General features: G+C 74.4%; 11 protein-coding genes. 6 read left to right on the top strand and 5 right to left on the bottom strand.

Annotated elements, in window-relative coordinates; translation table 11 throughout:
- The first annotated feature begins 35 nt into the window (after nt 1-35).
- Nucleotides 36-350 (top strand): SHOCT domain-containing protein, encoded by a 315-nt coding sequence (locus ACZ6ZT_RS02640; protein ID WP_469714814.1) that lies wholly within the window; start codon nt 36-38, stop codon nt 348-350.
- Nucleotides 351-459: 109 nt separating this feature from the next.
- Here ACZ6ZT_RS02640 and ACZ6ZT_RS02635 read toward each other — a convergent pair whose 3' ends face one another.
- Nucleotides 460-927 carry a DUF6325 family protein gene (locus ACZ6ZT_RS02635; RefSeq protein WP_469714812.1) on the bottom strand — a complete coding sequence of 156 codons (468 nt, stop codon included), beginning with the start codon at nt 925-927 and terminating at the stop codon, nt 460-462.
- Between the two features lie 77 nt (nt 928-1,004).
- The gene (locus tag ACZ6ZT_RS02630) at nt 1,005-1,979 is read right to left on the bottom strand and encodes a hypothetical protein (protein WP_469714810.1); all 975 of its coding nucleotides are present in this window, start codon (nt 1,977-1,979) and stop codon (nt 1,005-1,007) included.
- A 339-nt stretch (nt 1,980-2,318) separates the two neighbouring features.
- On the opposite strand from ACZ6ZT_RS02630, the gene ACZ6ZT_RS02625 reads away from it, so the two are divergent.
- From ACZ6ZT_RS02625 to ACZ6ZT_RS02615, 3 genes are all read left to right on the top strand, one after another.
- On the top strand, nt 2,319-3,476 hold the full coding sequence (locus tag ACZ6ZT_RS02625) for a mechanosensitive ion channel family protein (RefSeq protein ID WP_469714808.1): 1,158 nt from the start codon (nt 2,319-2,321) through the stop codon (nt 3,474-3,476).
- 131 nt (nt 3,477-3,607) lie between these two features.
- The gene (locus ACZ6ZT_RS02620) at nt 3,608-4,141 is read left to right on the top strand and encodes a hypothetical protein (RefSeq protein WP_469714806.1); all 534 of its coding nucleotides are present in this window, start codon (nt 3,608-3,610) and stop codon (nt 4,139-4,141) included.
- Between the two features lie 303 nt (nt 4,142-4,444).
- Nucleotides 4,445-5,956 carry a glutamate synthase subunit beta gene (locus ACZ6ZT_RS02615; RefSeq protein ID WP_469714804.1) on the top strand — a complete coding sequence of 504 codons (1,512 nt, stop codon included), beginning with the start codon at nt 4,445-4,447 and terminating at the stop codon, nt 5,954-5,956.
- 70 nt (nt 5,957-6,026) lie between these two features.
- Here the strand turns inward: ACZ6ZT_RS02615 and ACZ6ZT_RS02610 are convergent, their stop codons facing one another.
- Nucleotides 6,027-6,485: a hypothetical protein gene (locus tag ACZ6ZT_RS02610; RefSeq protein ID WP_469714802.1), complete on the bottom strand. Its 459-nt coding sequence runs from the start codon at nt 6,483-6,485 to the stop codon at nt 6,027-6,029.
- Nucleotides 6,486-6,587: 102 nt separating this feature from the next.
- The gene (locus ACZ6ZT_RS02605) at nt 6,588-8,579 is read right to left on the bottom strand and encodes a phosphodiester glycosidase family protein (RefSeq protein WP_469714801.1); all 1,992 of its coding nucleotides are present in this window, start codon (nt 8,577-8,579) and stop codon (nt 6,588-6,590) included.
- 218 nt (nt 8,580-8,797) lie between these two features.
- Here ACZ6ZT_RS02605 and ACZ6ZT_RS02600 point away from each other — a divergent pair, with 218 nt between their 5' ends.
- Both ACZ6ZT_RS02600 and ACZ6ZT_RS02595 read left to right on the top strand, forming a co-directional pair.
- A complete protein-coding gene (locus tag ACZ6ZT_RS02600) occupies nt 8,798-9,094 on the top strand; it encodes a hypothetical protein (protein WP_469714799.1) in 297 nt (98 codons plus the stop codon).
- Nucleotides 9,095-9,250: 156 nt separating this feature from the next.
- Complete coding sequence (locus tag ACZ6ZT_RS02595) at nt 9,251-9,649, top strand: response regulator (RefSeq protein ID WP_469714798.1); 399 nt, start codon at nt 9,251-9,253, stop codon at nt 9,647-9,649.
- 3 nt (nt 9,650-9,652) lie between these two features.
- Here the strand turns inward: ACZ6ZT_RS02595 and ACZ6ZT_RS02590 are convergent, their stop codons facing one another.
- A complete protein-coding gene (locus ACZ6ZT_RS02590; protein ID WP_469714796.1) occupies nt 9,653-11,983 on the bottom strand; it encodes a family 20 glycosylhydrolase in 2,331 nt (776 codons plus the stop codon).
- Between the last annotated feature and the right edge of the window lie 99 nt (nt 11,984-12,082).

Here is a 12,082-nt window from a genome sequence, read left to right as displayed (position 1 = left end):
CTCCCGTGGCCGGCCCCGTCCGAAGGGAGGATGCCGTGCCTGGTCTTCTTCGAGGAGTCGCGCGCACCGCGGTGGTCGCGGGTACCGCGACGGCCGTGTCGAACCGGGTCTCGCGACGCCAGGCCGGCCGGTGGGCCGCGCAGGGTGGTCAGGCCCAGGAGCAGCAGTACGCGGAGCCAGCCCAGCAGCACGCGGCTCCCGCGGCGGCACCGCCGCCGCCTCCCCCGGCCCCGGCCGATGACATGAGCAGCAAGATCGACCAGCTGACGAAGCTGGCCGCGCTGAAGGAGCAGGGAATCCTCACCGACGAGGAGATGGCCGAACAGAAGAGCCGGATCCTCGGCAGCTGATCCGGCACCCGCCGGCCCGGCATCGAGGTCCGCCCCCTGTCATCCGGCTCGGCCGGGGACAGGGGGCGGACCTGTTGGCTTCTGCCGGGTTCACCGGATCCGGCCGGGTTCACTGGGGCGGCTGATCCCCTTCGGCGGCCACTTCCGCGTCGAGGGCGGCGAGGATGGCCTGGACGGGAATCCGGCCGCTCGCGACCATCTGCGCACCGCTGCGTCGCAGGGCCCGGGCGAAGGGGGCGGCCCAGCTGTTCTCGTACACCAGGATCGCGGCCGCGTTGCCGGGCTCCAGGGCGCTGCCGGCTTCGTCGAGATCGTCCTGGTCCAGGAGGTCGGAGGACACGCCGTCGAAGACGGACAGGGCGAAGGAGTCGGCGTCGGCGTCGTCCAGTTCCGTGATTTCCAGGGCGGTGACACGGCCGTCCGCGTCCTTCTGCACGAAACGGAGGTCGAGCAACCGGATGAGCCCCTTGTCCACCAGATCGACCAGCAGGGGGAAGGCCTCGCCCGTCATCCGGTTGCCGGGGAATTCCACGACCAGATAGTCGACGGGACCCATGTCCTCGATGTCGTTGCTCATGAGCACTCCTCAAGACACGGCTCGGGTCTCCATTGCAGCATCCGGCACGGAACCCCGCACCTTCGTGTTCGGCCTGCTCAGGGGCAACCGGTCGCCGGGTCGTCGTGGGTGAGCGCGCACACCATCCGCTCGCCGCGCCGGTGTTCCGGGTAGGTGGCGACGAGGTCCGCGGAGAAGTCGTTCCATTGCCGGGTGATCTCCCGCGCGGCGAGGTCGGCCGCTCGCCGGAAGTTGCCGTTCTGCGCGCGTCTGGAGGCTTCGGTGTCCTTGTTGAGCGTTCCGTTGTGCTGGATGCGCCCGGCGCATCCGACCGCTTTGATGCCCGTCGAATCGAAGTCGGGGTAACAGCCGGTGGCCAGGTCCTCGGGGATGAGCGCGGCGGCCTCCCCGGTCCAGGCGCGGTCGTCCATGGTGCTGTAGCGGCGGATGTCGAAGAAGGGCGCCGTCGTCGTGCGGTCCAGACCCGGTGGGTTGGTGATGCCGATCGGTCCGCTGTCGGCCCGGTCGGCCCAGTTGCTGTGGGAGTAGAAGTCCTCGATCGGATGCCATCCGCGTCCGAGGTCTTCGAGGACCTCGCACTTGGCGCGCCGGTCCCTTCCGTTCCACGCGCAGGGCGTGGCCAGGTCGCTCTCGCCGGGGATGACGCGGCCCCGGACGTCGACCAGCCCGTCGGCGGCGCGGACGGCCGCTCTCAGCCGGGCGACGGAGCCGCGGACGCACGCGAGCAGCTCGGTGGTCGCCTCGTCGCGCGTACGCGGGTAGGCGGGAGAGCCGGAGAGATGGCGCGGGGCGAGGTAGTCGGCGTTGTCACAGTGCAGGATGCCGAGGTCGAAGGAGGTGCCCTCGTCGTTGGCGACGATCGCCCCGTGGCGGGAGTCGGCCATCGCCGCCAGCGAGACGGGCTCCCAGCGCAGTGCGGCGCGTGTGATCTTCTCGTGGTGGGCGCCGCTGTACGCCCGCGCCGGGCCCGGGGCCAGGACGCTCAGGCAGGTCCCGTAGGCGAGCACGGTGACGGCCAGCCCGCGTAGGCCCCCCACGGCGGTGTGCGACACGGGACCTCCACGGGACGACCGTGCCGGGTCGGGGCGTCGCACGGGCGGCTGCCGAGAACCGGCCTTCTCCACCACCGTCGCAGGCGGACCGGCCGTGCGCGAGCCGGGCGGCCCCAGCCGGCCGTCGGGGGCCGGGGCCCCGGCCCACCTGCGACGTCGTGTCCGGCGTAAGGGAGGATGGCACTCCGCTCCGGTCGCGTACGCACGCGCGGGCGGGGCTCGTACGCAAGACGACCCGACAGGTGGCATGGTGACGACACAACACATACGGCGACCGGCGGCGGCCCCCCTCTCCGCCGCCCCGGCCCCGGCCCCGGCTCCCGCCACGGAGGCGGTCCGTTGACCCGGGGGCTCGTCCTGCACGACTGGCTGGTCGCCGCCATCGCGCTGGTCTCGGGCGGCGTCGCGGCGCTGCTGCTGCGCGCCCTGCTGAAGTGGCTGGCCAAGCACGCGCTCCGGACGCGCTGGACCGGGGACGACCTCATCGTCGACTCGCTGCGCACCGTCGCCCCGTGGGCCGCCGTCCTCGCGGGCATGGCGGCGGCGGTCGCGGCGCTGCCCCTCACGCAGCGGCTCGCCGGGATCGTGAACCAGTCGCTGACCGCCGTACTCATCCTCATCGCCACCGTCACGGCGGCCCGGGTCGTCGCGGGCCTGGTCCAGTCGCTGGCGCAGTCCCGGACGGGCGTGGCCGCCTCCGCGAGCATCTTCGTCAACATCACCCGGATCGTGGTGCTGACGATGGGCGTGCTGGTCGCGCTGGAGACCGTCGGGGTGTCCATCGCACCGCTGGTCACCGCGCTCGGCGTGGGCGGTCTCGCGGTCGCCCTGGCCCTCCAGGACACCTTGGCCAACCTCTTCGCCGGGGTGCACATCCTCGCCTCGAAGACCGTCCAGCCGGGTGACTACATCCGGCTGAGCAGCGGCGAGGAGGGTTACGTCGTCGACATCAACTGGCGCAACAGCGTGGTGCGCAACCTGTCGAACAACCTGGTGATCATCCCCAACGGGCGCCTGGCGCGGACGAACATGACGAACTACACGCAGCCCGATCAGAAGCTCTCGATCCTCGTGCAGGTCGGGGTGGGCTACGAGAGCGACCTGGAGCACGTCGAGCGGGTGACCCTCGACGTGGTGGACAGCGTGATGGCCGACATCAGCGGCGGTGTCCCCGATCACGAGGCGGCCGTCCGCTTCCACACCTTCGCGGACTCCCGGATCAACTTCACGGTCATCCTGGGCGTGGGCGAGTTCAGCGACCAGTACCGGATCAAGCACGAGTTCATCAAGCGCCTGCACCAGCGCTACCGCGCAGAGGGCATCTCCATCCCCGCCCCCGCGCGGACGGTGTCCCTCCAGCGGGAACAGCCGGAGGGCGGGCATGACCGGCACGACCGGCACGAGGGGGCGCGGACGGGCTCCGTGCCGGCTTCCTCGCTCCCCCACCAACGCGACGCGTCGTCGGCCGCGGGCATCCTGGCGGACCGTCAGCGCTGAGCCGGGCGCCCGCCGGAAGCGGAGTCACGGCGCACCGGCTCCATGGGCACGGGAGTCCGGATTTCCCCCCGCATGACGAATATCCGTTCGTATGATGTTGCTTCTTTAACCACATCCTGGTGGGGGTAACGATGTACAGCGCGAACAGGGGCGACGGGGCGGGGAACGGCCGCAGACGGGGGCGGGGGGCCGGGCGCGTCCGGCTGGCGCTCGTCGGGTTGCTGGCGGCGGGCGTCGCCGTCGCCTGCGGACCGGCGGAAGGAAACGGACCGGCCGTCGCGCCCCCGTCGGCTCTGGCGTCGGTGGCCCCGACGCCGGCCGCCGCCTCCCCCACGCCCACCCCGTCGGTGACGGCGACGGCGGTCCCGACCCCGTCCGTGTCGGTCACCGCGGAGACCGACGCGAAGGCGTCCGCCGCCGCTCAGCCGACCCGGCCCGCGACCACCAGGCCCGCGCCGAAGCCGACGACGCAGGCCCCGACGACCGAGCCGGACGAGCCCGAAGAGCCCGCGAAGGCCGACTGCGAGATCGTCTCCAACGCGGGCAACTGCTACAACGCGGGCCAGTTCTGCCGCAAGGCCGACGTGGGCCGCTCCACGCACGCGGGCAACGGCCGGATGATCCACTGCCGTCAGGACGGCAGCCAGGCCCGCTGGGGCTACTGACCCGCGACGGCGGCGGTCGGTACGGGTGCGGGGGCGGTACGGGGAGCGGTTCCCCGTACCGCCCCCCTCCGGTTCGCCCTCAGACGAGGTCCGCCCGCTCATGGCGATCCCGGATGCGGGCGATCACCCGCTCCGAGCGCCCCGGGCCGCGGCGCGGGCGGGGCGTTCCCCGAGGTCGGCCCCACCGCGCGCCCCCACCCGTACGGCGTAATCTGGTCGAAAGGTCGCATACGGCGGGCTGCGGGCATCGCGCGCGCCGGAGCGCACCCGCACCCCGTGCGGACGCGGGACTGGAGGCGGCGCGTGACCGATCCGTTCGGCTTCCTCAGGATCCCCCGCGAGCCCGTCGCGGCCCGCCCCGTCGACGAGCGGCTCGGCGACTGGCGCGAGGTGTACGCCGGGCAGGCGCTGCTGCCGCTCGTCTCCCAGCAGGCCGGCCGCTGTATGGACTGCGGCATCCCGTTCTGCCACACCGGGTGCCCGCTGGGGAACCTCATCCCGGAGTGGAACGCCTACGCCGCGCGCGGCGACTGGAGCGCCGCGTACGAGCGGCTGCACGCCACCAACAACTTCCCCGACTTCACCGGGCGGCTCTGCCCGGCGCCCTGCGAGGACGCCTGCGTCCTGACGATCAACGCCGATCCGGTGACCATCAAGAACGTCGAGCAGACCATCGCCGACGAGGGGCTGCGGCGCGGGTACATGGGCCCGCGCCCACCGGAGCGGCGGAGCGCCACCTCGGTGGCCGTGATCGGCTCGGGCCCGGCCGGGCTGGCCGCCGCCCAGCAGCTGACCCGGGCCGGGCACGCCGTCGTCGTCCACGAGCGGGCCGACCGGATCGGCGGGCTGCTGCGCTACGGCATCCCCGAGTTCAAGATGGAGAAGGCGCACCTCGACCGGCGGATCCGGCAGATGCGCGACGAGGGGACCGACTTCGTCACGGGCGCGGACGTCGGCGGGGCGCAGCGGGCGGACGAGCTGCGCGGGCGTTACGACGCCGTCGTCGTCGCGGTCGGCGCCGGGGAACGCCGGGAGCTCCCGGTCCCGGGGCGCGCCCTGCACGGCATCCACCAGGCCATGGAGTACCTGACCTGCGCGAACCGGGTCCGCGAGGGCGATTACGCGGTCTCACCGGTGTCCGCGGAGGGCAGCCATGTGGTGATCGTCGGCGGCGGCGACACCGGGTCGGACTGCCTCGGCACGGCGCTGCGGCAGGGCGCGCTCTCGGTGGTCCAGCTGGACGTCAATCCGGAACCGGGGCCCGGGCGGCACGAGGGCGAGCCCTGGCCGGTGTACCCGAAGGTCTACCGGATCTCCCACGCCCACGAGGAGGCCCGGGGGCGGGCGGGCGCCGACCCGCGGCTCTTCTCCAGCGCCACCCTGCACTTCGAGGGGGACCCGGCCGGGTGGGTGCGGGCGCTGCGGCTGAGCGCCGTCGAGCCGGGGGCCCGCAGGCCGCTGCCGGGCACCGAGCGGGTGATCCCGGCCGGGCTGGTCCTGCTGGCCCTGGGGTTCTCGGGTCCCGAACGGGCGGGCGGCCTGGGCGAGCAGCTGGGGCTCGAACGCGACGACCGGGGCGGTTACGCCCGTGGCGCGGACTTCGCGGCGGCCGGCGGGCGGGCTCCGGGGGTGTTCGTGGCCGGGGACGCGGGGCGGGGCCAGTCGCTGGTGGTGTGGGCCATCGCCGAGGGCCGGTCGGCGGCCTCGGCGGTCGACCGTTACCTGACCGGATCCACCGCCCTGCCCGCCCCGGTCGCCGCCCACGACCTGCCGTTGACGGCGCTGGGGCGCATGCGGTACGGGGACGACGCGTAGGGAGTGGCGGGCGCGGTCGCCGCGCACGCCGTCGGTCCGTACGGGGGGCGGTGCGGTCCGTCTTCAGGCCTCAGTCCGTACCGGGGGACGGCGACGGGGCGGACGGCGCGCGCCTGCCGTCGCAGACCAGGGTGATCCCGACCGGTTCGGCGAGGACGTCACCGGGTGCGGAGGCGGCATCGATCCGGGTCGTCGCCGTCCAGTTCCCCTTGCTGATGCTGAGGTACCCCTCCCCCGGGCCACGCGCGTCCTGCCAGCCGTACGCGGACCGGGCGCGGGCGAAGCCCGCCCGCACCGCCTCCCGCGCCGTCGCCGGTGGGTGTGGGTCGCCCAGGCTCTCGTGGCATCCGGCCCCGTGCGGGTCCACCGGATACCGCTGGAGCCGCACGCCCTCGGCGGCCATCGAGGTCGTCAGCTCGGCCACCACCACATCCGGGGGAAGCACCGGGCCCGTGTAGCGCGGGGGCAGCGGGCCCAGGTCCGTCAGGGGAGACGTGCAACCGGTGACCAGGGCGGCGACCGCGGTCATCGCCCCGAGCCATGCCGCGGACCTGCGGTTTCGGACCGTTCTCTGCGTACCGTTCACAGCCGGTCAGTCTCGCACCGGCTGCCCCGCCCCGTTCCACCGGGCTCAGTCCGACGAGACGCCGCCGCTCCCGGCGATGATCGCGATGCCGTTCGGAACCCGACGTTCCGCCCCCTGCTGGAGGTGGTTGCGTACGGAGACCAACCCGGTCTCGGGGTCGCGGGTGGCCAGGGTGGAGGAGGCACCGCCGTCCATGTAGAGGCCCTCGGCGCAGCCCAGCGAGTGCAGGACGGAGGCGAGTTCACGCACCGTCAGGCCGGTGGAGGTGCCTTCGCGGCCATCGGTGGCCAGCAGGAAGAGGGTGTCCCCGTCATCGGCGATGCCGACGGCCGTACGGGGCTCCGCGGTGCGCGCGTCGAGGCCGGACAGCACCCGGCCGCCGCGGAGCACGGCGTGGGCGCCCAGGGCGAACCGGAACGGCACCTCCGCGCCGGCGTCCAGGCCGTAGTCGATCCGTACGCGCGTCCCCCGGGCCAGCCCGCGCAGGAGGCGCGCGCCGGCGTCGCGGCCGAGCAGGACCTGGGTGTCGGCGTCGAGGGGCCCGCTGCCGGGGGCCTCGGAGCCGGAGACGACCTCGCCCCGGCGGACGGTCACCTCGTAGACCTCGGTGGAACAGGGCCCCGCGCGATCGCTGTCGGTACCGCACACCGCCCGCGCACGGGACGCGGAGCCCCACCGGGGGGTGAACAGTCCCACGGAACCCTCCGGCAGCGCGTACTGGTTGAGGCCGCCGAGCCGGAAGGTACCGGCCGGGGTCTCGACGCGGCCCGCGAGCCTGAGCCGGGCGGTGCGCGCCTTGCCGTCCGTGCCCACGCCGACCACGTCCTCGGCACTGTCCTCCGGGAGCGGCTTCCAGCCGAACCGCTGCCCTTCGGGGACCGCTGCCTTGAGGGGGCGGCCGTCCATGACCTCCGGGCCGGAGGCGGAGCCGGTGGCGGGGACGCCGGGGTGCTGGGTCTCCATCATGTGGAAGAAGTCTCCGTTGACGGCGGCGACGGCGCCCTGGCCGCGGGCCATCTGGGAGACGGGGGCCCGGTCGGTGACCGAGCCCGGGTAGAGCAGGTCGGCTCGCAGGCCGGGGCCGCTCAGATCGGCTTGGACGAGGTGGACGCGGGCGCTGCCGTGCGAGGTCGATACGGAGAAGGCCCGGTAGCTCACGCCGGGCGCCGGCTCGACCGGGAGGACCCACCCCGGGCGGGCCTCCACCGGGAGCACCCGGGCCGCGCGGTCCTGCGCCCGCAGCACCCGGGCCGGGCGGGCCCGCGCGGACAGCAGCTCCACCGGCCCGGCTTCGGTGACGAGTGCCCCCAGCGTCGGAGCCTGCGCCGAAGCCCCCTCCGCCGGGAACCCGTCCACGACGGCGCCCACCGCTGCGCCGCCCACCGCGCCGGCTCCCGCTCCCCCTGGGCGGCCGTCGCCCGAGGGGGCGCCCGCCGGACCATCGCCGACCGAGCCGTCGCCGCCCGGGCCGCTGCCGCCCGGACCATCGCCGACCGAGCCGTCGCCGCCCGGGCCGCTGCCGCCCAGACCGTCACCGCCCGAGCCGTCGCCGCCCGGGCCGCTGCCGCCCGGACCGTCGCCGTCCAGGCCGTCCTCGCCCGGCTCGGATGCCCCCGGGAGCGCCCGCGTCGCGCTGTCCGGCACCTGTAGGCGGGCCGCCGGAGCGGCCCGCACCGGGAGCCGGTTCGCCGCGCCGGCTCCGGACGCGTGGTCGCCGCCCGGCCCGGACTCCGTTCCGGCGTCGGGCCCCGGGCTGCCACCGGCCCCGCGCGCGCCTCCCGGGTCGGCCGCCCCCGCCCGCCCCTCACCCGCCCGGCGGGAGTCCGGCACAAGGGGCTCGGGCCACAGCCGGAGGGGGGTCGCCGCAAGGGACTCCGGCGATGGACGGGGCTCCCGCCGGGCGCCCGTCTCCCGGGGAGCTTGCGCCGGGCGGCGCGCTTCCGGCGCGGCGGTCTCCGGTGGGCGGCCGGGGCCGGTGGCGGCGACGCTCGCCACGACCAGGGCCGCGACGGCCGCGAGGCGGGGGTACCTCTTCATCGCGTCATCGTGGGTGATGATCCGTTAAGAAGCCCGCAGACCCGCCGGGTTCGCTCCCGGTTCGCCCCGTTGTGCGCCCCGTTGTGCGCCGACCCGGCCCTCAGGACAGTTCCCCGAGGCCCCGCTCCCCCACGAGGGTGACCGAGCCACCGACCAGCACCCGGCGCACCGCCCGCCCGTGCCCCTCCACGTTGACGCCCATCTCACCGGGACACCCGATGAAGCGACCCTGCCGCAGTACGCGGGCGGTCGGCACCCTGTGGGAGCGGGGCCGCGCTTCCGGCGAGGGGCTGGCCCGCCTGCTGGGTCGCAGCCGGGTCAGGCTGCTGGTGTTCAGCAGCTCACCGGCAACCACGACGCAGCTGGCCGCCCGGACCGGGCTGAGGCCGCCTCGGCGCGGTCTGCCACACCTCGCGGTACTGCGCGACGCCTGCCTCGTCACGAGCCACCGCTACCGACGCGCGGTGCACTACGCGGCCGGCGAACTCGGCACCGACCTGCTGGACCGCGCCTGAGCCGCCCGGACCGGGCCACGCGGCCATAGGAGAGGATGAGGGCCGGTGCCGTCGCGAAGGCGGTCCGCGATCCCCGCCGCCCGGCATCCGGATACCGAGCCCACACTGACCCGACCGACCCCGAGGATGACCCGGGGTCAGAGCACGAGGCACATCATGAGCAGCGACACCCCCGCCCGGGTCCTCCTGGTCGTCAAGGACCGGCGGCTGTGGGGGCTGCTCGAACGGCTGCTCGTGGCCGGCGGGTACGCGGTGGTCGACGGCGGGAGCGGCCGGGACACGCTGGGGCTGCTGGAGCGGGAGGGTCCGGTCGCGCTGCTGGTCTGCGAGCGCACCGGGCCGGGGCTGGACGAGGTGGCTCTGTTCGAGGAGATCCGCAGGGACCCCGGCCACGGGTCCCTGCCGATCCTCGCGCTGCCCCCGGCCGACCCGGAGTGCACCGTCCAGGCGCTCCGGGCGGGCGTGGACGACGTCCTCGCGAAGCCCTTCCACCCGGCCGAGTTCCTCGACCGGGTACGCCGCCTCGCCCGTGGCGGCGCGGCGTCGGCCGGGTGAGCCTCAGGCGATCTGCCACTGCTGGTACGCCGACCCGTCGGCCGGCCGCTGCGTGACCGCGGCCCCGTCCGCGCCGGAGGCGGTGGTCAGCAGCAGGCCGCTCTTCCCGTTCGTCACCGCGTGGCCGCCGCCCGGCAGGTCGGTGATCTTCCAGCGCTGGCTGTCGGCGCCGGTGCAGGCCGCCTGGACGACGGCCGCGCCCGCCGCCGTCGAGCCGCCCTCGACATCGGCGCACAGTCCGGAGGCGCCGTTGACCAGGGTCAGGGCGGCGTCCGCGGCGGGGGTGAGCCGCCACTGCTGGTTGGGGCCGTCGTGCGGGGTCCAGGTGATCAGCCGGGTGCCGGGGGCGGTGGAGCTCGCCGGGTCGTCGAGGGCCTTGCCTGCGGCCGTGAGGGTGCGGACGGCCGCCGGCCGGCTCCCGTAGACCTCGAACTCGTAGAGGGAGTAGCCGTACGAGGTGCCGCGCTGGGTCCCGTACAGCCGGACGTAGCGGCCGGTCCCGGTGAGGCCGGTGAGGTCCTGGACTCCCCCGGTGGCGCCGGTCGCGGTATGGACGGTGCGCCAGGTGACGGCGTCGTCGGAGAGCTGGATCTGGAACGACTTGCCGTACGCCGCCTCCCAGCGCAGTACGACGCGGCCGACGGCCTGCGCGGAGCCGAGGTCCACCTGGAGCCATTGCGGGTCGGCGTAGCCGCTGGACCAGCGGGTGCCGGGGTCGCCGTCGGTGGCGGCCGCGGCCGGGAAGGCGGCGGTCTCGGTGCTGGAGGCGGTGGTCGGGCGGCCCAGGGCGAGGTTGCCGGGCTGGGCGGCGCCGGGCCAGGCCGGGTTGTGGCCGATGGCGGCGACGATCGGGGTGAAGGCGGCGTACGTGGCCACCGGCTTCGGGGAGCCCCAGGTCTGCTGGGCGAGCGCGCGCAGCGGGTACATGATCCCGGCGGCGATCTGTTCCTCGGTCTCGGCGCCCGGGTTGTCGCACCAGACGTGGAGGAGCGAGCCGGGGTTCTTCGCCGGGTCGGGCAGGGTGGCGCCGCCTTCGAAGCGGTCCGCGGTCCAGGTCTCGTACATCCACTTGGTGTCGGGTTTCGCGCCGCCGAGGACGTAATAGGTGGGTGTCCAGGAGGCGTTGGCGACGGTGTGTCCGGCGGCGGCGAGCTGCGCCGGGGTCAGGCCGTAGCTGTACCAGTACTCGACGAGGATGCCGGGGTGCGGGGTGAGCGTGCCGTCGCCGGACTTGATGCCGTCGTTCCACATCCGGGTGGTCTTGCCGGCGGCCCGGACCAGGTCGTCGGCCCAGTTCACGAACCCGTAGTAGGTGTCCTTGGCGGTGGCGGAGGTGCCGTAGTGGGCGCGGGCGTAGGTGAGGAGCTGGGGGTACTTGGCGTAGTCGGTGACGTATTCGTCCGCGCCGATGTGCCAGTAGGGGGCCGGGAACAGCGGCAGGTACTCGGTGACCAGGTCCTTGATCAGCGTGTACGAGGCGGGCAGCGAGAGGTCGATGAAGTCGGGGCTGACCGCTCCGGAGCTGCTCTTCAGCTTGAGTTCGGGGTGTGCGGCGAGGACGGCGTTCATGTGCCCGGGGGTGTCCAGCTCCGGGACGATGGTGACGTGGTAGCGGCGGCCGAGGTCGACGAGGTCGGCGATGTCCTGCTTGGAGTAGTGGTCGGCGGAGACGATCTCCGGGTGGGTGGAGCTTTCCAGGCGGAAGCCGAAGGTGTCCGAGAGGTGGAAGTGGAAGTAGTTGAGCTTGAGGTAGGCCAGTTCCTTGATGTGCTGCTTCAGCCAGGCGACGGTGAAGAACTTGCGGCCCTGGTCGACCATCAGGCCGCGTTCGGCCTTGTCGGGCCAGTCGACGGCGGTGCCTGCGGGTACCGAGGAGGACTGGTGCAGGAGTTGCAGGACGCTGCGGGTGCCGTTGAAGGCGCCGGTGTCGGTGCCGGCCCGGACGGTGAGGGCGGCGCCCGCGGTCATCCGGTAGCCCTCGGCCGGCAGGGCGGGTTCGCCGAGGGCCAGGGCGATGTCGCCGGTGGCCGGGCTGCCGGTGACGACGGGGACGTCGTGCCCGGTCAGGGCCGCGAGGTCGGCCGCGAAGGTGGCCGCCTCGTCGGAGAGCGGGCCGGCCGAGGCGGGGTCGACGACGATCCGGGTGGCGGCCGTGAAGGTGTAGGCCCCGCTGCCCGAGGGGGTCCACTGGCGCAGCGCCGGTACGGTCTGCGGAGCGGCGGCCCCGGCGGTGGTGCGGGCGGGGGGTGGTGCGCCGGGGGCGGCGACGGCGACGGACGCCGTCAGCAGGGACACCGCGCAGGCGGTGGCGACCAGTGATCCGAGCAGACGCATGGCTGCCTCCAGCCGGGTGGGGCCCGCGGGGAGAAGGGGTCACCAGTGCAGCGCAAGGGTCGCGTACATGTCAATAGATGCTCGGAACGGGGCCGGATC

Source organism: Streptomyces sp. NPDC102258, assembly GCF_055584685.1.
The sequence above is the reverse complement of the archived record's forward strand: the minus strand, read 5'-3'. Positions and strand labels throughout refer to the sequence as shown.

Bases quoted from the DNA above. Each gene is read 5' to 3' on its own strand.
- ACZ6ZT_RS02635 (WP_469714812.1), bottom strand. From the start codon at position 927: ATGAGCAACGACATCGAGGACATGGGTCCCGTCGACTATCTGGTCGTG.
- ACZ6ZT_RS02620 (WP_469714806.1), top strand. From the start codon at position 3,608: ATGTACAGCGCGAACAGGGGCGACGGGGCGGGGAACGGCCGCAGACGG.
- ACZ6ZT_RS02610 (WP_469714802.1), bottom strand. From the start codon at position 6,485: ATGACCGCGGTCGCCGCCCTGGTCACCGGTTGCACGTCTCCCCTGACG.
- ACZ6ZT_RS02605 (WP_469714801.1), bottom strand. From the start codon at position 8,579: ATGAAGAGGTACCCCCGCCTCGCGGCCGTCGCGGCCCTGGTCGTGGCG.
- ACZ6ZT_RS02600 (WP_469714799.1), top strand. From the start codon at position 8,798: ATGAAGCGACCCTGCCGCAGTACGCGGGCGGTCGGCACCCTGTGGGAG.
- ACZ6ZT_RS02595 (WP_469714798.1), top strand. From the start codon at position 9,251: ATGAGCAGCGACACCCCCGCCCGGGTCCTCCTGGTCGTCAAGGACCGG.
- ACZ6ZT_RS02590 (WP_469714796.1), bottom strand. From the start codon at position 11,983: ATGCGTCTGCTCGGATCACTGGTCGCCACCGCCTGCGCGGTGTCCCTG.